A 19,781-nucleotide genomic window follows, 5' to 3' on the forward strand; every position below is an offset into this window, starting at 1 on the left:
TTGCGACGATGCCCCGTCAACTTCACGGAGGCGGCGATGGCAATCGACGTATATCTGCAGCTCGACGGCATCCGGGGCGAATCGGCCGACGGCGAGCATCCCGGCCGGATCGAATGCGCTCCGGGCCGGACGATCCCGAAGGCGCGGTTCGAATTCTTCCGGGCGGACGGCCAGGGCACGCGCGTCAAGTACTACGAGGTCGAGCTGGACAACGTGGTGATCGGCGACGTGGCGCAGTCGGTGGCCGCGGGCATCGGCATGCTGGACCACGTCGGCCTGAAATTCTCGCGGGTGAAGTGGCGCTACACCCAGCAGCGCATCGCGGGCGGCGCGGGCGGCAATACGGCCGGCGGCTGGGACCTGGCCACCAACCGGGTCGCGTGACATGGACGCCGCATCGAACGTGCGTTCAGCCGCCGCGGCACTGGCCCTGATGCTGGCGGCATCCTCCGCGACCATGGCGCAGGTGCCGGACGACGAGCATCCGTTCATCATGCCGGGGACGCCGGCCAAGACGGTTCCGGCGCCGTCGCCGTGGCTCACGGCGGGCGACCTGCTGCGCCGGTTGGAGCAGGGTGACGCCGGTGCCATCCAGTACGTCAAGGGTGTGTATGACGCCACCGAGAGTGGTCTGTGGTGTTACACGGGGCGCACGCACGTCAAGCTGCGCAAGCAGTCGCCCGAGGCCATGCGCAGGGATGCGACGGCCTACCTGCGCAAGTTGAAGGCCGCGCAGCGGAAGGAGCGCGCATCGGATCATCTCGTACGCATGTGGCAGGAGCGGTGGCCTTGTCCACCCGATGGCTGCTGCCCTTGACCCGGGAGGACTTGATGTTCAGGCCCACACCACCCTATGCGCTGCTGCGCATGCACTTTCCCGATCCGTACAACGTCCCGCCCGAAGAGCTGTGGCGCTGGATCGGACACACGGGAAAAATACTCGACTCGGACTGGCGCAACACGTGCGCCATCCGCATGAGCCTCGCCCTTCACGGCGCCGGCGTCCACCTCCCGGCCGGCTACCTGAAGATCGAAGAGGGCAAGTACCGTGGCAGGTTCATCGAGATCAAGCAGGAGACACTCGCGAACTACCTGTGCACGATCTGGGGCGAACCCGAAAAATTCGGCGCCGCGCTGCTGCGCGAACGCGTCGGCGACCGGCACGGCGTGATCCGCTTCGTCGGCCTGTGGGGACCGTACGACCCGCAAGGACACATCGACCTGATCTGCCACGACGCGCACCACCGCCTCGCGTGCGAGGGCGGCCACGTGTACGCGCAGGCCGTCGAATGCTGGTTCTGGGAATGCCCGTGAAGCCCGCCGTGCCGCTCAGTGGGGCAGCGGCGGGATGATGACGCCGCGGCGCGACACCTCCACCAGCAGCTCGGTGCGGCGCGTGACCTGGAAGATGCGGAACAGCTTCGGCACGTAATCTTTGCGGATCGTGCCTTCCTCGACCTGCATCTTGTTGGCGATGGTCTTGTTCGGCAAGCCCTGGCACAGGTAGTACAGCACTTCGGCGCAGCGTCCCGTCACGCCCAGCTCGGCCGCCGGCACGCTGGGCAGCGGCGTGACGGGCGGCGTGTGCATGCCGTCGCGCGCCATCGCCGTCACCGGCACGAAGATACCGCCCTGGAACACGGTATCCAGCGCGCGCTGGAAGATGCCTTCGTGGTCCGTGTCCTTCGGGATGTAGCCGCAGGCGCCGGCCTGGATGCATTCGAGGACCAGCGGCCGGTCGGCGCGGGCGGACAGCATGATGGCGCGGGTCTCGAGGTTCTGTTCGCGCAGGTATTTCAACACGTCCAGCCCCGTCTTTTCGGACTTCAGCGTGAAATCCAGGAAGGCGAGGTCGAAGCGCTTCGTGCCGAGCAGCGCGATCGCGTCGTCGTAGCTGGACGCCTCTTCGATGTGCGCTGCCGGCTGCGCGATCCGGATCAGTTCCCGCATGCCGGCGCGCACCAGGCCCTGGTCTTCCAGCACCAGGATCGTCAATTCTGCCGCGTCGCTCATCTGTTCTCCGATTTTGTTACTTGAGAATTGGAAACATTTTTCACAGTACCACAGACTAAATGTTTGCGTCGGACAATTGTCGGGCGGGGCTATCCGACATTTGCGGGATCGTCAACGTTCCGTTGTTTTGCGACCATGGGTGCACTGCAGACAGCCAATCCGGCGCTGCTCCCATCGCATGTTGCACGAACGAGGTGACGCCCATGTTTCAGATTTATCTCGCGCTGATTTCCGCACAAACCCATGACCAGGCCATGCCGTCCTATGCCCGCGCCATGCAGGACGGGGACTTCGAGGCCGCCCACCGCCACGCGCGTCGGCTGGGTGGTGACGACGGGATGGCCGACGCGCCGGCGCTGCAGGCGCTGGGCGACGCGGCCCTGTTGCTGGGCTACGAAGAAGACGCAGAAGACCATTTCCGGCGCGCGCAAAAACTGCAGGAATCGAACGACGCCGTGCGCCTGCTGTCGTGCCGCAACGCGGGCTGGCAGGCGCTGAACATGCACCGCTACAGCGCCGCGCTGCACTGCTTCGCCCGCATCGTCCAGGACGGCGCCGCGACCGTGCCGCAGAAGGCCGAGGCGGTGCTGGGCGCGGCGCTCGTGCACCACCAGCTGGGCCAGCAGGCCGCGTGCGACGACGCGCTGCGCCAGGCGCGCGTGCTGGGCGACGCGGCGGAGGACGGCCGCTGGCTGCTGCTGGCCGACCTGCTCGCGCTCGACTGCGCCGTGCGGCTGGGCGTGCGCTGCGCCGCCGGCCTGCGCGACCACGTGTTCTGGCAGTCGGCCGCCGTGCGCGGCGACCACCGCGCCCAGTGGCAGCGCTTCGCCGACGCCATGGCCTCCTGCGACGCCCGCCGGCCGGCGCCGGAACTGGCGGCCCGGCGCCATGCGTGCCTGGCCCTGCTGCTGCGCCTGGCCGACGGCGAGCGCGACGTGATGAGCGTGCTGTATCGTCACAGCGCCAGCGACGTCGCCATGCACGTCGAGATCGCGCTCGCCGCGCTGGCCGGCGAACACGTCGACCTGGCCGAGCAGAGCCTGCAGCGCGGCCGCCACGCCGACCCGCGCGACCGGCGCTGGAGCCTGGACCAGCGCTACTGCCAGGCCAAGATCGCGATGCTGAAGGGCGACGCCGCCGCGGCATTCAAGGCGTATGCCGCGTACACGGCCGAGGCGCTGCAATGCCTGCGCAGCGAGACCCAGGTCATCAAGCCGCTGGACGGCATGGCGCTGCCCGCCGCCCAGCCCAGCGACGACATCAGCGCGCGCCTGCCGGCCAAGTACCGCCGCGCGTACCGCTACATCGCCGACCACTACCGCAACAACGACCTGTCCACGGGCGAGATCGCGGCCCATATCGGCGTCACGGAACGGGCGCTGCAACTGGCGTTCCGCGAGAACCTCGGCATGTCGCCGACGGCCGTGCTGCGACGCATGCGGCTCGACGCCGTGCGCGCCGAGCTGCTGGCCGAGGACGGCGCCGGCGACGGCATCCTCAAGACGGCGCACCGGCTCGGGCTGAAGAGCCGCTCGTCGCTGATCCGCGGCTACCGCAAACAGTTCAACGAAGCGCCGTCGGCCAGCGTCTGCCGCTGAACGCCGCCGGTCACCACCACAGGAATCCCATGCACAAGTGTTTCCCGTCCGGCGCCGCGCTGCTGGCGCTCTGGCTCGCCTGCGCGCAACCGGCCAGCGCGGCACCCGCCGCGGCCCACACGATCCCCTGGCGCACCGGCAGCATCAAGTACGTTGCCGACCACAAGGAGGTCAAGGAAATCCTGCGCGAGCTGGCCGCGAGCCAGAACGTGATGGCGTCGATCTCGCCCCAGGTCGAGGGCAACGTCACCGGCAGCTTCGCCGAGTCGCCGCAGCGCTTCCTCGACCACCTGGCCGCGTCGTTCGGCTTCGTCTGGTACTACGACGGCACCGTGCTGTACGTGGCCGGCGCCAACGAGGTGAAGAGCGCGTCGATCGGCCTGTCGCACGCCCATCCGGCCGACCTGCGCGCCGCCGTCACCCGCCTGCGCATCGCCGATCCGCGCTTCGCCATCGTGTACGACGACCCGACCGACACGGTGCTCGTGTCGGGGCCGCCGCGCTACGTGGAGCTGGTCACGGAGCTCGCGCACAAGATCGACGTCGACCACCAGCAGCGGCGCACGCTCGAAGTGCGCGTGTTTCCCCTGCGGTACGCTTGGGCGGCCGACCATCCGCTGCGCATCGGCGGCCAGCAGGTAACGCTGCCCGGCGTGGCCGGCATCCTGCGCAGCATGTACCAGAAAAACGCCGCCGCGCCGCCGCTGGCGCCGGTGGCAACTAGCCTCGTGGCGCGCGTCGCCAGCGCCGCGCCGAAGAACGAGCAGCCGGCCGCGCCGGGCGGCTTCTGGAGCGCCGCGCTGCCCGGCCTGGGCGGCGCCGACAGCACGCCGCGCAAGCCGCCGCTGCCCGCGGGCGCCGCGACCGAGCCGGCGCCGCCCGCGGGGCAGGGCACCGCCGCGGCCGAGGACGACATGCCCACGATCCAACCCGACCCGCGTACGAACGCGGTGCTGGTGCGCGACCTGCCGGAAAAAATGGCCGACTACGAACGCCTGATCGCCACGCTCGACACCCGGCCGCAGGTGCTGGAGATCAGCGCGAGCATCATCGACGTCACCGAGAACGCGCTGGCGCAGCTGGGCGTGGACTGGCGCCTGCACGGCAGCCATCTCGACCTGGAGACGGGCGCCGGCAACCTGGCGCAGGCGAGCTTCCCCGGCTCCCTGAACCCGTCCGGCTTCGGCACGCCCGGCACCGACAACACGCCCGCCCTGACGCCCACCGGCGGCACGCTGACGGCCGTGCTGGGCGGCGCGGGCCGCTACCTGCTGGCCCGCGTCAGTGCGCTGGAGCAGACGAGCGAAGCGCGCATCACGGCGAGCCCGAAGGTCGCCACCTTGGACCACGTGGAAGCCGTCATGGACAACAAGACGACGTTCTACGTGCCGGTCGCGGGCTATCAATCGGCCGACCTGTACAGCGTCTCGGCCGGCACCTCGCTGCGCGTGCTGCCGATGGTGGTGCCGCAGGCCGACGGCGGGATCCGGCTCACGGTCCACATCGAGGACGGGCAGCTGACGGGCCAGCTCGTCGGCCAGCTCCCGGTCGTGAGCAACAGCGAGATCGACACGGAAGCCCTGATCCGCGACGGCGAAAGCCTCCTGATCGGCGGGTACTCGGTCGAGCAGAGCACCACGGGGAACACGGACGTGCCGTTCCTGTCGAAGCTGCCCGTTGTCGGGGCGCTCTTCAAGAACAAGCAGGACCAGAAGCAGAAATTCCGCCGCCTGTTCCTGCTCACGCCCCGCGTCGTCACGCCCACGTGACCGGTGCTTCGGCGCGGCGGCGACGCCTTCGTTTGCCGCGCGAAGGCGCCGTCCGCGCCCGCTAAGCTGGCCCAACGCACCTTCTCGAGGAGTTCCGCATGATCCGCACCGGCAGCACTTCCCAAATCGTTCCGTATCACGTCGACGACCATGCCACCACCGAAACACCGTCGACGACACCGGCCGCCGCGCCCCGCGCCCGCCGCGGCAGCGCGCCCGCACAACTGAACCGGTTGCCGACGCTGGCGCAACTGATGCGCAGCGACAGCAGCGACAGCGGCAACCGCAGCAACCGCAGCAGCGCGGCCGTCCATCCGACGCCGCCGGCCGTCAGCGAGATCGAGGAAGTCGCGGAAACGCACCCGGCCCCGCCGCCCCCGCCGCCCGCAGCGGCGCCTGGCGCCGGCGCCACCCCGCGCCGGCCGACGGTCGACGACGTCGCCCACACGATGCGCAATCCGGCCCCGAAGCACGTAGGCACACAGACGTCGAGCCTGTTCACGCGGGTGCGCACGCGGCCGGCCAAGGGCGTGCAGCTGCCGCAGACCGGTCCCGCGCTGGCGCCCGCGCAGCTGCCCCCGCGCATGCGGCCCGCGCCGCCGCCGCCGGCGCCGGGCCAGCCCTTGCCGAAAGGCCCGCTCGGCGCCGACCGTAACAATTACCTCAAGACGATGCGCACTGTCGTCAAGCAGATCGCGCCCGAGGTGCCGGCGCCGGCCAAGACGGGCAAGCCGGCCGAGCCCATGGCGGCCCTGCACGACGAGGTCGCGCTGAAGGACCACGTCTGGAACATGTTCGCCCATCCGCGCAACCAGATGCAGTCGGCGGCGCGCCTGACCGTGCTGATCGACCACCTGATGCCCGCGCTGGCGGGACCGGCCGCACCCAGCGGCAGCCATCTTCCGGCCGACCCGCCGGCCACCAGCTTCCCGTTCACCCAGCACCTGCTGGTGGGCGAGCACCTGGCGCAGGCATGCGCGCGCGATCCCGAGCGCGCGACGGCCGCCCTGGCGACGCTGTGCTCCGGGCCGCAGGTGGACGCGATGCTGCACGCGCTGAAGTCCGGCACGCTGGAAGGGGCGGGGGTGGACGCGCTGCGCACGGCGGCCGGCCTGGCGTCCACGCACGCCGGCTTCCAGGCGCTGCTGAAGATGATGCAGCCGCCGCCCGCGCCCGAGCGCCAGGCCGGCATGCAGCGCCTGCTGACGGCGGCCGCCAAGGTGTCGGAAGAGCTCAAGCTCGTGCACGGCGACCCCTTGGCGCAGGCGGGCATGCACGCCACGCTGAAGGTGGCGACGGGTGCACCGGCCACGCTGGCGGAAACCGTGCTCGCCGTCGAGCTGCGCATGCATGCGGCGCCCGCCGTCGAAGGCGCGAGCCCGTACGCGGCACTGCCGCCGGCCGACAAGGCGGCGGTGTTCGCGTGGAAGCAGGGCTTCCGCGAAAGCGGTCCGGGCACCGACCTGTCGAAGCTGCAGGGCCGTCTCGCCAAGTTCGGCAAATACGTGGCGCGCGCGGCCAAGCACGACAAGAACAGCGCGGTGAAGCTGGACGTGCGCAAGCCGGCCACCGCCGTACCGTTCGTGAAGGCGCAGGCAAAGCTGGCGATGGCCGGCGTGCACAACGCCTTCGGCCGCAAGAAGTCGCCGATCGATCCCCTGCGCTCGATGGGCGTCAACAACGCCGCGCAGGGTCACCCGGACGACAACATGACGGCGCTCGACAAGCACGTCGGCACTGCCATGACGACCCTGAGCGAGCACCTCGCGGCGCACCTGCCGAGGACTGGCGCGGATGCGGACGCGCACGCGCTGGCCACGCCGGGCACGCCGCTGGCGCCCGCGGTGGAGCGCGGCGCGCTGCTGCACTACGTGACCGCCACGATGGAGCAGACGCGCCCGCTCGGTCACGTGCTCGACAAGAACGCGCTGATGCAGGTGGCACTGGACATCGCCGCCCGGCACGGCGTGCCGGAAAGCGGCGTGCAGGCGCTGGCCGCCAAGCTGACGCACTGGGAAGGCAAGAGCGTGACGTTGGAGAACGTGCGCGCGTGGGCCAAGGAAGGCGGCCTGCACGAGTCCGAACCGGCGCCGGAAGGTAGCCCGACGGCCAACCGGGAGACGGCATTCGGCGCCGCCATGCGCAAGGCCGCCACCCTCGTCGACCCGGCCAACACCAAGCCGGCCGACCTGACCCCGGAAGGCGTGCAGGCGTTCGTACGCACCTTCATGCAGGAACACCAGTGGGGCGCCGCGGTCACCGCGTCGAGTGGCGGCACGCTGGGCGTGAACACCAATGCGGTGTCGATCGCGCTGAAGAAGGCGTCCGAGCAGTTTACGGCGGCGCTGTCCGGCTGGACCGTGAAGGCGTCGGTGACGCCGGTGGCCGACGTGCGCGTCCTGCACGCCAACAATGCCGTGTTCAGCTTCGGCACGAGTCATCACGGCGCCGAAGTGTTCCTCGGCACCCAGCGCCAGGTCGCCGGCGGCCTCGGTGGCGGCATCGCGACGTCGCTGCGCAAGGGCTTCTCGAAATTCGGGCTGCAGGGCGGCGGTGCCGCGACCGTGACGCCGCTCGCGGGCGACACGACGCGCGTGCGCGGCGTGATGGTGCGCACGATGCGCGAAGAGAATCCGAACGGCGAAGGCTGGAATGCCGGCAAGTCGCGCGACGAGATGGTCAAGTTCATCGACACCATGTTCGCCCTCGCCAAGGGCCCGGACGGCGCCAAGCTGGATCCGGCGCGGACGTGGGAACATCTCGCGAGCGAATTCCTCGACAGTGACACGCTGTCGATCGGCTGGCAATCGCAGTCCGCCAACAGCCTGCACCACACGGCCACCGGGTCGGTCAACGCGCGCGCCGTGGGCATCGCGTCGGACAAGCCGTTCGAGTCCGCGGGCGTGAGCGCCGCGGCCAGCATCACCGCCGACCTCACGTCGAAAGCCATGAACCGCCGTACCGAGACCACGGGCGACCACCGCATGATCCGCAATAACGAGCTGTCGCGCTTCCAGGTGAACGCCACCGTGAGCGGTTCCACGGTCGTGCCGACGATTCCCTTGGCCGGCGGCAGCGGCACGTTCGCGCCGGGCACCACGACGGACCCGACGTCCGAAACGTTGAACCGTCCGATTCCGATGTTCGGCAAGCAGATGAATCTCAGCCTCGTGGACAAGGGCGTCAACACGACGTTCCGCGCGCTCGTCGACAACGGCCGCCTGTCCGAGACCTATACGCTGCGCGAAGTCGATTACCGCGACGCCGCCCAGTTCAAGGCGATGGTGGCCGAGCCGGGCCGCCACGAACAGCTCGAGCGCGTGTTCGTGGCCGCGCACGGGCCGGAAGAGGGGCCGCAGGAGATGCAGAAATTCATGTCCCGCGTCGAGAACTGGGCGGGTCCCGGCCAGCGCTACGCGGTGCGTTCGCGCCTGCGCGCGGACGTGCGCAAGGGTCTCGACGAGAGCGCCGCGCTGGCCTCGGTCATCCACGCACGCAACCCGGACGATCCGCGCCTCGCGCAGATCTCGCAGCACATGATGGCGCGCCTGAGCGACGAGCATTCGTGGGTGCCGATGCAGATGCAGGCGATCGAGTCGCAGAGCGCCGCCGACGTGCGCGGCCTGAATTTCGGCGTCGTCTCCATGGCCAGCCGCACGGTGAACACGGACCGCGAACTGTACGCGACGGCGGCGCCGCCGGACGTCGTGCGCGCGTGGGCCCGGCAGCCCGCGCCGCACGCCCCATCGTCCGACCACGAACCCGGAGCCGTGTGATGCGCCGCCTCGTCGCGCTTGCCGTGTGCGTCGGGGCGTGGGCGCCCGCACATGCCGACTGCTTCGACGAGGCGGCCGCCTACCAGCACGTCAATCCGGCCGTGCTGCGCGCCATCGCGTGGCAGGAATCGCACGGCCGCGGCGACGCGCTGCACCGCAACGCCAACGGCTCCGTCGACTACGGCCTCATGCAGATCAACTCGGTCCACGCGGGCGAACTGCGGCGCTGGGGCATCGCCCCGTCCCGGCTGATGGAGCCGTGCGTCGGGGTCTACGTCGCCGCCTGGCACTTGCGCAAGATGATGCTCAAGTACGGCAACACGTGGGACGCGGTCGGCGCCTATCACTCCGAGACGCCGGCGGAGCGCGCACGTTACCAGGCGTCGATCCGGCGCATCGTCGAAGCGCACGGCGGCTGAGCCGCTTCGCGCCGCAGCGCGCGGCTTCGTTCCGCGCGCAGGCCCGCCGCGCCGCGGCCGCTACGCTGGAACGGGCTCTTCGCGGGCCCGGCGGAATCCAATTTCAACTCGCAGAAAGGCAATCAACATGAGCTTCAAGAGCTTCTTCAAACATCTGGGCCATGCGATCGAGCATGCGGCCAAGGACGTCGTGCACGGCGTCGAAAACATCGCCAAGGACGCGGTCCACGCCGGCGAGGCGGCCATCCACATGGCGGACGACGTCGCCCACGGCAGGTTCAAGGCGGCCCTCAACGACGCGGTGCGCTGCGCGCAGTGCAGCGTCAAGGCATTCACCGAACTCCCGAAGACGGAAATCGAGGCGATCTGCGACGCCACCACCGACATGCACCTGAATAAGTCGCTCGACAAGATGGCGCAGAAGGTCAAGGGCTTCGAGGACAAGGCGGTCGACTTCGAACGCAACGTCGCCGACAAGATGGTCCAGGACGTGGCCGACGCGGTTGAGGGTACGGTGAACGGCACCATCAATGCCGCCAAGGACATCGCCTCGGGCGATTTCCGTAAGGCCTGTGGCGACGTCCTGGGCGTGGCCGGCGAAGCCGTGTCGCTCGCCTGCGACCTGACGCCCGAGGGCATGGCGGCAAACGCGGTGGTCGGCGCCATGGAGGCCGGCCACGTCGGCAACTCGGCGGTGCAGGGCTTCGTGGGCGACATCGTCGGTGGTCCGAAGGGCCTGTTCAAGCGCGCGGCGGAAAGCGGCGCGGGACTCGCGGCCGGCGCGGCCGCGAACGAGGTGGCCCAGAAGATCGGCTCGGTCCCCGGCGGGGACGCGGGCGCGGCCGCGGCGGGCGGCACGGTACTGGCGGCCGGTGCGGCGGCCCCGCTGGCGGCGGACGCGCTGTCGGGCCGTCATCGCCATCGCGGCGGCGGCGCGGACGCCGGCCATGACCCGGCCGGCCGCCGGGGTGCGCCGAACGCCGACGCCGGCAACGGCCCGGACGCGGGCACTCTCCACACGTCGGAAAAGCTCGCCGACACGGGTGCCGGCAAGGGCACGGACAAGACGGCCTGCAAGGGCACCGACAAGGCCGCCGACGCGAGCGGCGACAAGGACGCGGGCAAGGGTGCCGACAAAGGCACCGACAAGGTCGCGGACAAGGACGCGGGGAAGGACGCAGGCAAGGACGCAGGCAAGGACGCCGACAAGCGCAAGGACAAGGACGGCGCCAACGGCAGCGACGCCGCGCAGGCCGGCGCGGACGTCGGCGCCGGCGCCGGCGCGTATGGCGCCGCCGGCGCGGACATCGGCGCGGCGCAGGCATCGGCATACGCCACCATGGCGGCCCAGGATGCGATCGCCCGCATCCAGAACGCGATCGCCCTGAACCAGGCCAAGAACCAGGTCGAGGACGAACTGGGCAAGGGCGTCAAGGCGCTGTCGCAATAACGGCAACCCGTCCGGCGCGGCCAGCGAAGTCCGCGCCGTCAAATGTCAACCAGGGAGGACCATCATGACCATCAATCGCATCGGCGCGCCGTCCGCGGGGACGATCGGCGCGCACGCGGCACCCGGACCGGCGCCGGCCAGCGCGCCCGCTGCCGGCGCCACCGCGCGACCCGCGCGCGCGGCCGTCACCGGACCGCTGGCCCGGCTGGCGCCGCCCGCAGTCCGGACCGGCAACACGGGAGGTGCCGGCTCGGCGCCTCGCCAGCTGCGCCCGCCGCCGCGGGGACTTGCGCCCGCGTCCGCCGGCAACGACATGGCGGCCATGCAGGCGTCCGCGCTCGCCACCATGGCCGCGCAGAATGCGCTGGCCCAGATCCAGAACCAGATTGCCGTCAACCAGTCGAAGAACGCAGTCATCGAGGAACTGGGAAAAGGCCTCAAGTCGCTGTCGCAGTAACCCTTCCAAGTTTTCATACGGCGCCCAGCCGGACCCTCTGGATTTCGGTACGGCCAGGGCCGCCATCAGTTAGTTTCTCCAGAAAAACTCCTTCCAAATCATAGGGTTGCCGGAACAAATGTCTGGCAGCCATTCTGGCATGTGTATTGCTGTTGTCCGTACACCCGGTGCCCCCCGCCGGTCATGACAACACGCGGCGCAGCAAGCGCCTCGATCTGGAGATTAAATTGAAGAAGACACGCCCCCTGACCCTGTACATCCTGATCGCGATGGTACTGGGTGTCGCCGTTGGTTACGGTTGCCATGAAACCGTCGCGGACAAGCAGATCAGTGCCGACATCGCGGCACACGTTTCCATCGTCACCGATGTGTTCCTCCGCCTGATCAAGATGATCATCTCGCTGCTCGTGTTCTCGACGCTGACGGTCGGCATCGCGCACATGGGCGACGGCCGCGCCGCCGGCCGCATCGGCGTCAAGGCCATGGGGTGGTTCGTCATCGCCTCGCTGACGTCGCTGAGCCTCGGCATGATCCTGTCCAACGTGATGCAGCTGGGTGCGCACCTGAACCTGCCGCTGCCGCCGGTCGATGCCGCCACCGGGCTGAAGACGTCGGCGTTCACCTTGAAGGACTTCGTCGTCCACCTCGTGCCGAAGTCGCCGATCGAGGCGATGGCCAACAACGAGATCCTGCAAGTGCTCGTGTTCTCGCTGTTCTTCGGCGGCGCGCTGGGCGCGCTGGGTCAGTCGGCGTCGGGCCTCACCGCCGTCATCGACCAGCTGGCGCAGGTCATGCTGCGCATCACGGGCGTCATCATGAACCTGGCGCCGCTGGCCGTGTTCGCCGCGATGACGTCGGTCATCACCACGAACGGCCTGGGCATCCTCGTCACGTTCGCGAAGTTCATGGGCGGCTTCTACCTGGGCCTCGTATGCCTGTGGCTGCTGCTGATCCTGGGCGGCTCGCTGTTCATCGGCAAGCGCGTGCTGCGCCTGCTGGTGCTGATCCGCGAACCGTTCCTGCTCGCGTTCTCGACCGCGAGCTCGGAAGCGGCGTATCCGAAGTTGCTGCTGGCGCTGGACCAGTTCGGCGTGCAGCGCAAGATCTCCAGCTTCGTGCTGCCGATGGGGTACTCGTTCAACCTGGACGGCTCGATGATGTACTGCACGTTCGCCGTCCTGTTCATCACGCAGGCGTACGGCATCGACCTGTCGCTGGGCACGCAGATCACCATGCTCCTGCTGCTGATGCTGACGTCGAAGGGCATGGCCGGCGTGCCGCGCGCGTCGCTCGTCGTGATCGCCGCCACCCTGAACCAGTTCCACATCCCCGAAGCGGGCCTGCTGCTGCTGATGGGCATCGACCAGTTCCTCGACATGGGCCGCTCGGCCACCAACGCGGTCGGCAACGCCATCGCCACGGCCGTCGTCGCGAACTGGGAAGACGCGCTGGAGACGTCGCCGCAACAGGTCGCCCCGGTCGCGGCGCAGGTCGGCTGACCGTCCGTACGACCCGCACACAACGATCACACAACCAATGGAGACTTGCTTGAAATATCGATATATCGCCGGCGCCTGCGCGCTGAGCCTGACCGCTGCCTGCGTCCAGGCGCAATCCCTGGTGAAAGTCTATGGCGTGGCCGATGCCGGCATCGTGCTGGAACGGGGCGGCCCGGCCGGCTCGATGGACAACGTCAGCAGCGGCGTGGCGTCCGGTTCGCGCCTGGGCTTCAAGGGCAAGGAAGACCTCGGCGACGGCTTGAGCGCGTTCTTCGTGCTGGAAAACGGCATCGGGATGGACACCGGCAAGGCGGGGCAGGGCGGCCTGCTGTTCGGGCGCCAGGCCCTCGTGGGCCTGTCCGGCGCCGCCGGCTCGATCAGCCTCGGCCGCCAGTACGCCCCTTACTACAAGGCCTTGCGCGACATCGCCGACCCGTTCTGCACGGGTCTCGCCGGCAATGCGCAGAACATCTTCTCGACGCTGACCCGCGTCGACAACTCGGTCGATTACCAGTCGCCGAAGTGGCACGACCTGCAGGCCGAGGTGCTGTACGGCGCGGGCGAAGTGGCCGGCGACACGGCGAAGCACCGTACCATCGGCGCGTCCGCCACGTACGAGGCCGGCCCGCTGACCGTCGTGCTGGCGCACCACCAGCAGGGCGACATGGCCGGCGTCGCGCACAGCCGCAACACGATGCTGGTCGGCCGCTACCGCTACGGCGACGTCGTCTTCCACGGCGCCTACTCGCGTAACCGCGACCTGCTGGGCAACCCCAGCCGCGATGCGCTCGTGGGCGTGGCCGTGCGCATGGGGCCGGGTCGCTGGCTCGCGTCGCTCATGGCGCACCGCGATGACTTCGGCCGCGACGCGCAGGCCCGCCAGGCGGCTATCGGCTACGAGTACAGCCTGAGCCAGCGCACGGACCTGTACGCGGCCTATGGCCACATCGTCAACCGCGACGGCGCCAACTACCATGTCGGCAACGCCACCGACAGCGGTACCGGTACCACCGGCATCAACCTTGGAGTCCGCCATGTGTTCTAATTGCACTCGTTGACTCTTCCAGGACCCCCATGCCAGCAGCCGACCCCATCGTCACCCCGCGCCGGGCCGGCCGCTGGCCACGCCGGCGGCTGGCGCTGTGGGCCGGTCTGCTGGCCGGGTGTGTGCTGCTCGCGTTCGTGGTGTACCGCTATGCCGAGGATGCCGCGATCGGGCGGCTGCGGCTGACCGGCACGCAGCGGCTCGACACGGACACGTCCAGCCTCGAGCACCTGCTGTCGAAATACGATTTCCTGCCCGGCACGTTCGAACTGAACAAGGACGTCATCGCCATGCTGCAGCGGCCCGGCGACGAGGCGCTGCGGACGGAAGTCAACGTCTACCTGGAGCGCGTCAACCGCCTGGCCAGGTCCACCACCATCTACATCGTCAACCTGAACGGCGTGACGCAGGCCTCCAGCAACTGGCGCGAGCCCGACAGCTTCGTCGGCGACAACGTGGCGTTCCGGCCCTATGTGCGCGACGCGATGCGGGGCGCGCCGGGCGGCTTCTACGGCGTCGGCACGACGCGCGGCGAGCCCGGCTATTATTTCGCGCGCGGCGTTTATCGCGACGGCCGCATGCTGGGCGTCGCGACCGTCAAGGTCAACATCGAAAGCGTCGAGGGTGGCTGGGCCGACGCCGGCGGCAAGGTCTTGCTGGCCGATGCGCACGGCGTCGTGTTCCTGAGCTCGGTCCCGGCATGGAAGTACCGCACCCTGGCCCCGCTGGCGCCCGGGGTCCGGCAGGAACTGGAACAGTCGCGCCAGTATTTTTCCCATGACCTGACGCCGCTGGGCCTGCGCGAGGTGCGCGTGCTCGACAGCAGCGCCCGTATCGTTGCCGTGCCGGGCGTACGCGGCGCCATGCTGAGCCAGTCGCGCGCGCTCGTCACGCGCAACTGGCAGATGGTGTACCTGTCCGACCTCGCGCCCGCCCGCGCGAGCGCACGCGCGGCCGCGTCGCTGACCCTGCTGTCGGAAGCGCTCGTGATCATGCTCGTGCTGTACGCGCGCCAGCGCCACCGGCTCGGCCGCCAGCGCCTGCGCGCGCGCGAGGACCTGCAGCGCGCGTACGACAACCTGGAAAGCCTCGTGGCCGAGCGCACCGCGAGCCTGCAGCAGATGACGCGCGAGCTGCGCGAGGAAAACATCGTGCGGCACCAGACCGAGGAGCAATTGCGCAAGACGCAGGGCGAACTGGTCCAGGCGGGCAAGATGGCCGTGCTGGGGCAGCTGTCGGCCGGCATCACGCACGAGTTGAACCAGCCGCTGACGGCGCTGCGCACGATGGCGGACAATGCCCGCGTGCTGATCGAGCGGGGCCGCATCGACGACGCGCGCGCCAACCTGGCGACGATCGCGCAGCTGGTCGAGCGCATGGGCCAGTTGACGGGGCAGTTGCGCCAGTTCGCGCGCAAGGCCGACGCCACGCTGAGCGCGGTGGTGGTGGCGGACGTCGTCGCGGCCGCGCTGTTCCTCGTCGAGCGCCGCATCGCGCAGGAGCGCGTGGGCTTCCGCATGTCGACGCACGCGCGCGACCTGTACGCGCTGTGCGACAGCAACCGGCTGCAGCAAGTGCTCGTGAACCTGTTCAGCAACGCGCTCGACGCGATGGAGATGGCGGGCAGCACGGAGCGCCAGCTCGTCGTCGACGCCGAGCGCAACGGCGCGCGCGTGTTGATCACCGTGACCGACAGCGGTCCCGGCATCCCGGAGAACATCCGCGCGCATTTATTCGAACCCTTCTTTACCACCAAGCCGCAAGGGAAAGGGCTGGGCCTCGGTCTCGCCATTTCCGAGCAGATCGTGCGCGAGTTCGGCGGCCACCTGCGCGCCGAGCCGGCGCCGGGCGGGGGCGCCCGGTTCATCGTCGATCTGCCGCGGGCGGAGTAGGATAACGTCATGTCCACGTATGAAACACTGAAAGTCCTTCTCGTCGAAGACGATGCCGTCGTCCGTGCCGGCAGCGCCCAGGCGCTCGACCTGGCCGGCTTCCATGTCGATGCCTTCGACGCCGCCGAACCGGCGCTGGCGCAGGTGGTCCCCGGCTTTGCCGGCGTGATCGTCAGCGACGTGCGCCTGCCCGGCATGAGCGGCCTCGACCTGATGGCCGCCGTCAAGGCCATCGACCCGCAGATTCCCGTCCTGCTCGTGACGGGCCACGGCGACATCTCGATGGCGGTCGGCGCGATGCGCGGCGGCGCCTACGATTTCATCGCCAAGCCATATTCGTCGGAGCAGCTCGTCGAAGCCGTGCAGCGGGCGCTGGAAACGCGCCGCCTCGTGCTGGAAGTGGCGGCGCTGCGCGACCGCATCGCGAACGGCGCCGGCATCGAGGCGATGCTCCTGGGCGATTCGGCGCCGATGCGCAACCTGCGCCGGCTGATCCTCGACCTCGCCGACGAGTCGGCCGACGTGCTGGTCTATGGCGAGACGGGCACCGGCAAGGAGATGGTCGCACGCTGCCTGCACCAGTTCAGCACCCGGCGCGCGCACAACTTCGTCGCCCTGAACTGCGGCGCGATCCCGGAAAACATCTTCGAGAGTGAAGTGTTCGGCCACGAGATGGGCGCGTTCACGGGCGCCGCCAAGCGCCAGATCGGCAAGATCGAGCACGCGCACAAGGGCTCGCTGTTCCTCGACGAGATCGAAAGCATGCCGATGTCGCTGCAGGTCAAGATGCTGCGCGTGTTGCAGGAACGCTACGTTGAACGCCTCGGCTCGAACAATCCGGTGCCCGTGGACGTGCGCGTGATCGCCGCCGCCAAGGTCGACCTGAAGGAATGGTCGGACCAGGGAAAATTCCGCAGCGACCTGTACTACCGCCTGAACCTGATCGTGCTGAACCTGCCGCCGCTGCGCGAGCGCCGCGAAGACATCCCCCTGCTGTTCGAGCACTTCATGCTGGGCGCCGCTGCGCGGTACAAGCGCGCCGTGCCGACGGTGCCGGGCCCGCTGATGCAATCGCTGATGGCGCACGACTGGCCCGGCAACGTGCGCGAGCTGCGCAACATCGCCGAACGCTATGTGCTGGGCCTCGCGAGCGGCGCCGACGGCCTGCTGTCGGCCCGCAGCGCGACACCCGTGCCGCTGGCCGACCAGGTCGGGGCGTTCGAGCGTGCCGTCATCGAGCAGGAACTGCGCAGGGCGGCCGGCAGCATCGCCGACGTCAGCGCGGCGCTGGGCGTGCCCAAGCAGACGCTGTACTACAAGGTGCAGAAGTACGGCCTGTCGCCGGACGATTACAAATAACCGTTCGGGCGGTACGCAGCCAGCTGGCGCGCCAGTTTCCGCGCCGGCAACGCCGGCCCGCCCGTGTAGCCGAGGAAGCCGTCCGCGAATTCGTCCACGCAGCGGCTCGGGATGGCGGACGGCGGGTGCAGCGGCGCGGTGGTGAGTGCGCGCAGGCGGCGCTCGATGTCGTCGAACAGCGCGTCGTCGGCGCCGGGGAGCGGGGGGGTATGGGTGGTTTTCATGCGGGTAGTGTAGCGGTGTTGCGGCGCACAAGATTCACGTCTCGCAGGCCTCTTGCTGTCGCTCAAAAACGCGGGGTGGGTGCCGCAATGCATGCTTATCTGCGCGCAATATGCGCAGAAAAATAGCTTTTTGAAGTCGAGTGGCGCCGTACCGGCGGGATCGCAAAACGGTGCGGGGACGTGCGAGGGGCCGCCGTTTGCGCGCGCACAACCGTGACGGCATGGTGTGCACCCGTGTCCACGCGTAACGCCAACACGTCGCCGGCGTCCGCGTGGGCGGAGGCCGCCCACCCTACGACCGTCGTTGGGTGGGCACCGCGTCCCCACGCATTCAGTCCGCGTGGGCGGAGGCCGCCACGGCACGGTCATTGAAGGGTGGGCACCCCGTGCCCACGCATTCAGTCCGCGTGGGCGGAGGCCGCCACGGCACGGTCATTGTAGGGTGGGCACCCCGTGCCCACGCATTCAGTCCGCGCGGGCGGAGGCCGCCACGGCGCGGCCATTGTAGGGTGGGCACCCCGTGCCCACGCATTCAGTCCGCGTGGGCGGAGGCCGCCACGGCGCGGCCATCGTAGGGTGGGCACCCCGTGCCCACGCATTCAGTCCGCGCGGGCGGAGGCCGCCACGGCGCGGCCATCGTAGGGTGGGCACCCCGTGCCCACGCATTCAGTCCGCGTGGGCGGAGGCCGCCACGGCACGGTCATTGTGGGGTGGGCACCCCGTGCCCACGCGTTCAACCGGCGTTGAATCGACCGCGGTCGCTCCCCTCGGCCTCCGTCGGCAACTCCCGCGCCGGAAACATCACGCTGACTTTCAACCCGCGTCCGCCTTCCGCGCGGTCCAGCGCCAGCGTTGCGCCGTGCACGGTGGCGATGTCGCGCACGATGGCGAGCCCGAGCCCGGTGCCGCCCGGATTGCTTTCCAGCGCCGCCTGCGCCCGGTAGAACGGCATGAACACCTTGTCGTATTCGGACGGGTCGAGCCCCGGCCCGCTGTCCTGCACGTCGAGCACGACGACGCCGATCAGCCGCCGCACGCGCAGCAGCACGGTGCCGCCCGGCGGCGTGTAGCGGATCGCGTTGTCGGCGAGGTTGCTCACGAGCTCGTGCAGCAGCAGCGCCTGGCCGTCGACCGTCGTTGCACCGTCGTCCTCCGCCTCCAGCGCGAGGTCGATGCCTTTCTGGACGGCCGGCAGCGCCAGTTCCAGCCCCACTTGCCGCGCCACGTCGGACAGGGCGACGGGCGAAAGCAGCGCGTTGGCGCCGCCGTGCTCGATGCGCGCGAGCGTCAGCAGGCGGTTCGCCAGGTGCACGGTCGAATCCGTCGTCGCCGCGATCGAGCGCACGATCGCCTGCATCGCGGCCGGATCGTTTTCGCGCAGCGCCAGCTCGGCCTGGGTCTTCAGCACCGTCAGCGGCGTGCGCAGCTGGTGCGACGCGTCGGCGATGAAGCGACGCTGGCTCGCGATCAGGTTCTGCATCCGGGCCATCGTCCCGTTCATCGCCGCGACGAGCGGGCGCACCTCGCGGTGCACGAGGGCTTCGTCGACGTCGGACAAGTCCGTGACCGCGCGCGTCTCCACGACGTGTTTCAGGCGCATCAGCGGCTGCAGCACGAGCCGCACGGCGAACCACACGAGCGTCGCTACCGCGAGCACGAGCAACGCCTGGCGCAGCAGGGTGTTCAGCAGGATGCGGCGCGACAGCGCGCGGCGCGCGTCCAGCGTCTCGCCGACCTGGATCAGTGCGATGCCGCGCATGGAATCGTCGTACACGGGCTGCAGCAGGGCGGCGATACGCACCGGCTCGCCGTTGTAGTCGGCGTGGTAGAAGCGCACGAGGGCAGGGTACAGCTCGGAGCGGGGCGTGTCCTTCGGGACGGGTGGCAGGTCGTCGTAGCCGGACACCGTCTCGCCATGCAGGCCGCTCACGCGGTAGTAGATGCGGCCCAGGGTGTCCGTCTCGAAGCTGTCCAGCGCCACGTAGGGGACGTCCGCCACGACCTTGCCGTCGCGGACGGACACGCGCTCCGCCAGCGCGCGCGTGGAGGCGAGCAGCGAGCGGTCGTAGGCGATGTCGGCGGCGTCGAGGGCGTCACGGTACAGCGACACGGCGTTCGCCGCGACGAGGATCACGAGCGGTACGATCAGCCAGCGCAGCAGCTGGCCGCGCAGGCTGCCCAGCGGCGCCGCGGGCGCATCGTCCGCGCCCGCGCGCCGGCCCGCGCGCGGCCACAGGCGCGCGAGGAGTGCGGACGGGGCGAAGGAGACGGCCATCGCGG

16 protein-coding genes are annotated in these 19,781 nt (G+C 69.7%); 13 read left to right on the top strand and 3 right to left on the bottom strand.

Annotated elements, in window-relative coordinates; translation table 11 throughout:
* Window positions 1-36 precede the first annotated feature (36 nt).
* From HAV22_RS20025 to HAV22_RS20035, 3 genes are read left to right on the top strand one after another with little or no spacing between them, the layout of a single operon-like run.
* Window positions 37-384: a type VI secretion system tube protein Hcp gene (locus tag HAV22_RS20025; protein WP_166861525.1), complete on the top strand. Its 348-nt coding sequence runs from the start codon at window positions 37-39 to the stop codon at window positions 382-384.
* A 19-nt stretch (window positions 385-403) separates the two neighbouring features.
* Window positions 404-817 (top strand): Rap1a/Tai family immunity protein, encoded by a 414-nt coding sequence (locus HAV22_RS20030; protein ID WP_166861526.1) that lies wholly within the window; start codon window positions 404-406, stop codon window positions 815-817.
* A gap of 14 nt (window positions 818-831) precedes the next feature.
* A complete protein-coding gene (locus tag HAV22_RS20035) occupies window positions 832-1,314 on the top strand; it encodes a T6SS effector amidase Tae4 family protein (RefSeq protein WP_166861527.1) in 483 nt (160 codons plus the stop codon).
* A 15-nt stretch (window positions 1,315-1,329) separates the two neighbouring features.
* Here HAV22_RS20035 and HAV22_RS20040 read toward each other — a convergent pair whose 3' ends face one another.
* Window positions 1,330-2,013 (bottom strand): response regulator, encoded by a 684-nt coding sequence (locus HAV22_RS20040; protein WP_166861528.1) that lies wholly within the window; start codon window positions 2,011-2,013, stop codon window positions 1,330-1,332.
* A 203-nt stretch (window positions 2,014-2,216) separates the two neighbouring features.
* Between HAV22_RS20040 and HAV22_RS20045 the strand changes: the two genes are divergently transcribed.
* The 10 genes from HAV22_RS20045 (at window position 2,217) to HAV22_RS20090 (ending at window position 17,277) form a co-directional block, all read left to right on the top strand.
* Entirely contained in the window at window positions 2,217-3,611 is a 1,395-nt protein-coding gene (locus HAV22_RS20045; RefSeq protein ID WP_166861529.1) for a helix-turn-helix transcriptional regulator, read from the top strand.
* 29 nt (window positions 3,612-3,640) lie between these two features.
* Complete coding sequence (gene sctC, locus HAV22_RS20050) at window positions 3,641-5,380, top strand: type III secretion system outer membrane ring subunit SctC (protein WP_166861530.1); 1,740 nt, start codon at window positions 3,641-3,643, stop codon at window positions 5,378-5,380.
* Between the two features lie 98 nt (window positions 5,381-5,478).
* Complete coding sequence (locus HAV22_RS20055; protein WP_166861531.1) at window positions 5,479-9,156, top strand: hypothetical protein; 3,678 nt, start codon at window positions 5,479-5,481, stop codon at window positions 9,154-9,156.
* On the top strand, window positions 9,153-9,575 hold the full coding sequence (locus HAV22_RS20060; protein ID WP_371869690.1) for a lytic transglycosylase domain-containing protein: 423 nt from the start codon (window positions 9,153-9,155) through the stop codon (window positions 9,573-9,575). Before HAV22_RS20055 ends, HAV22_RS20060 begins: the two co-directional genes overlap by 4 nt.
* 127 nt (window positions 9,576-9,702) lie before the next feature.
* Entirely contained in the window at window positions 9,703-11,025 is a 1,323-nt protein-coding gene (locus HAV22_RS20065) for a hypothetical protein (RefSeq protein ID WP_166861533.1), read from the top strand.
* Between the two features lie 64 nt (window positions 11,026-11,089).
* Entirely contained in the window at window positions 11,090-11,482 is a 393-nt protein-coding gene (locus HAV22_RS20070; protein ID WP_166861534.1) for a hypothetical protein, read from the top strand.
* Between the two features lie 227 nt (window positions 11,483-11,709).
* Window positions 11,710-12,981 (top strand): dicarboxylate/amino acid:cation symporter, encoded by a 1,272-nt coding sequence (locus tag HAV22_RS20075; protein WP_166861535.1) that lies wholly within the window; start codon window positions 11,710-11,712, stop codon window positions 12,979-12,981.
* 37 nt (window positions 12,982-13,018) lie between these two features.
* Complete coding sequence (locus HAV22_RS20080) at window positions 13,019-14,026, top strand: porin (RefSeq protein WP_166861536.1); 1,008 nt, start codon at window positions 13,019-13,021, stop codon at window positions 14,024-14,026.
* Window positions 14,027-14,055: 29 nt separating this feature from the next.
* Complete coding sequence (locus HAV22_RS20085; RefSeq protein ID WP_166861537.1) at window positions 14,056-15,918, top strand: sensor histidine kinase; 1,863 nt, start codon at window positions 14,056-14,058, stop codon at window positions 15,916-15,918.
* Window positions 15,919-15,927: 9 nt separating this feature from the next.
* The gene (locus HAV22_RS20090) at window positions 15,928-17,277 is read left to right on the top strand and encodes a sigma-54-dependent transcriptional regulator (RefSeq protein ID WP_166861538.1); all 1,350 of its coding nucleotides are present in this window, start codon (window positions 15,928-15,930) and stop codon (window positions 17,275-17,277) included.
* On the opposite strand, the gene HAV22_RS20095 is transcribed toward HAV22_RS20090, so the two are convergent.
* Together HAV22_RS20095 and HAV22_RS20100 are read right to left on the bottom strand one after the other, a co-directional pair.
* Window positions 17,268-17,501: a hypothetical protein gene (locus HAV22_RS20095; RefSeq protein WP_166861539.1), complete on the bottom strand. Its 234-nt coding sequence runs from the start codon at window positions 17,499-17,501 to the stop codon at window positions 17,268-17,270. The two genes, HAV22_RS20090 and HAV22_RS20095, sit on opposite strands and share 10 nt — an antisense overlap.
* A gap of 733 nt (window positions 17,502-18,234) precedes the next feature.
* Entirely contained in the window at window positions 18,235-19,776 is a 1,542-nt protein-coding gene (locus HAV22_RS20100) for a sensor histidine kinase (RefSeq protein WP_166861540.1), read from the bottom strand.
* Between the last annotated feature and the right edge of the window lie 5 nt (window positions 19,777-19,781).

It is taken from the genome of Telluria antibiotica (genome assembly GCF_011682055.1).
GTDB lineage: Bacteria > Pseudomonadota > Gammaproteobacteria > Burkholderiales > Burkholderiaceae_D > Telluria > Telluria antibiotica.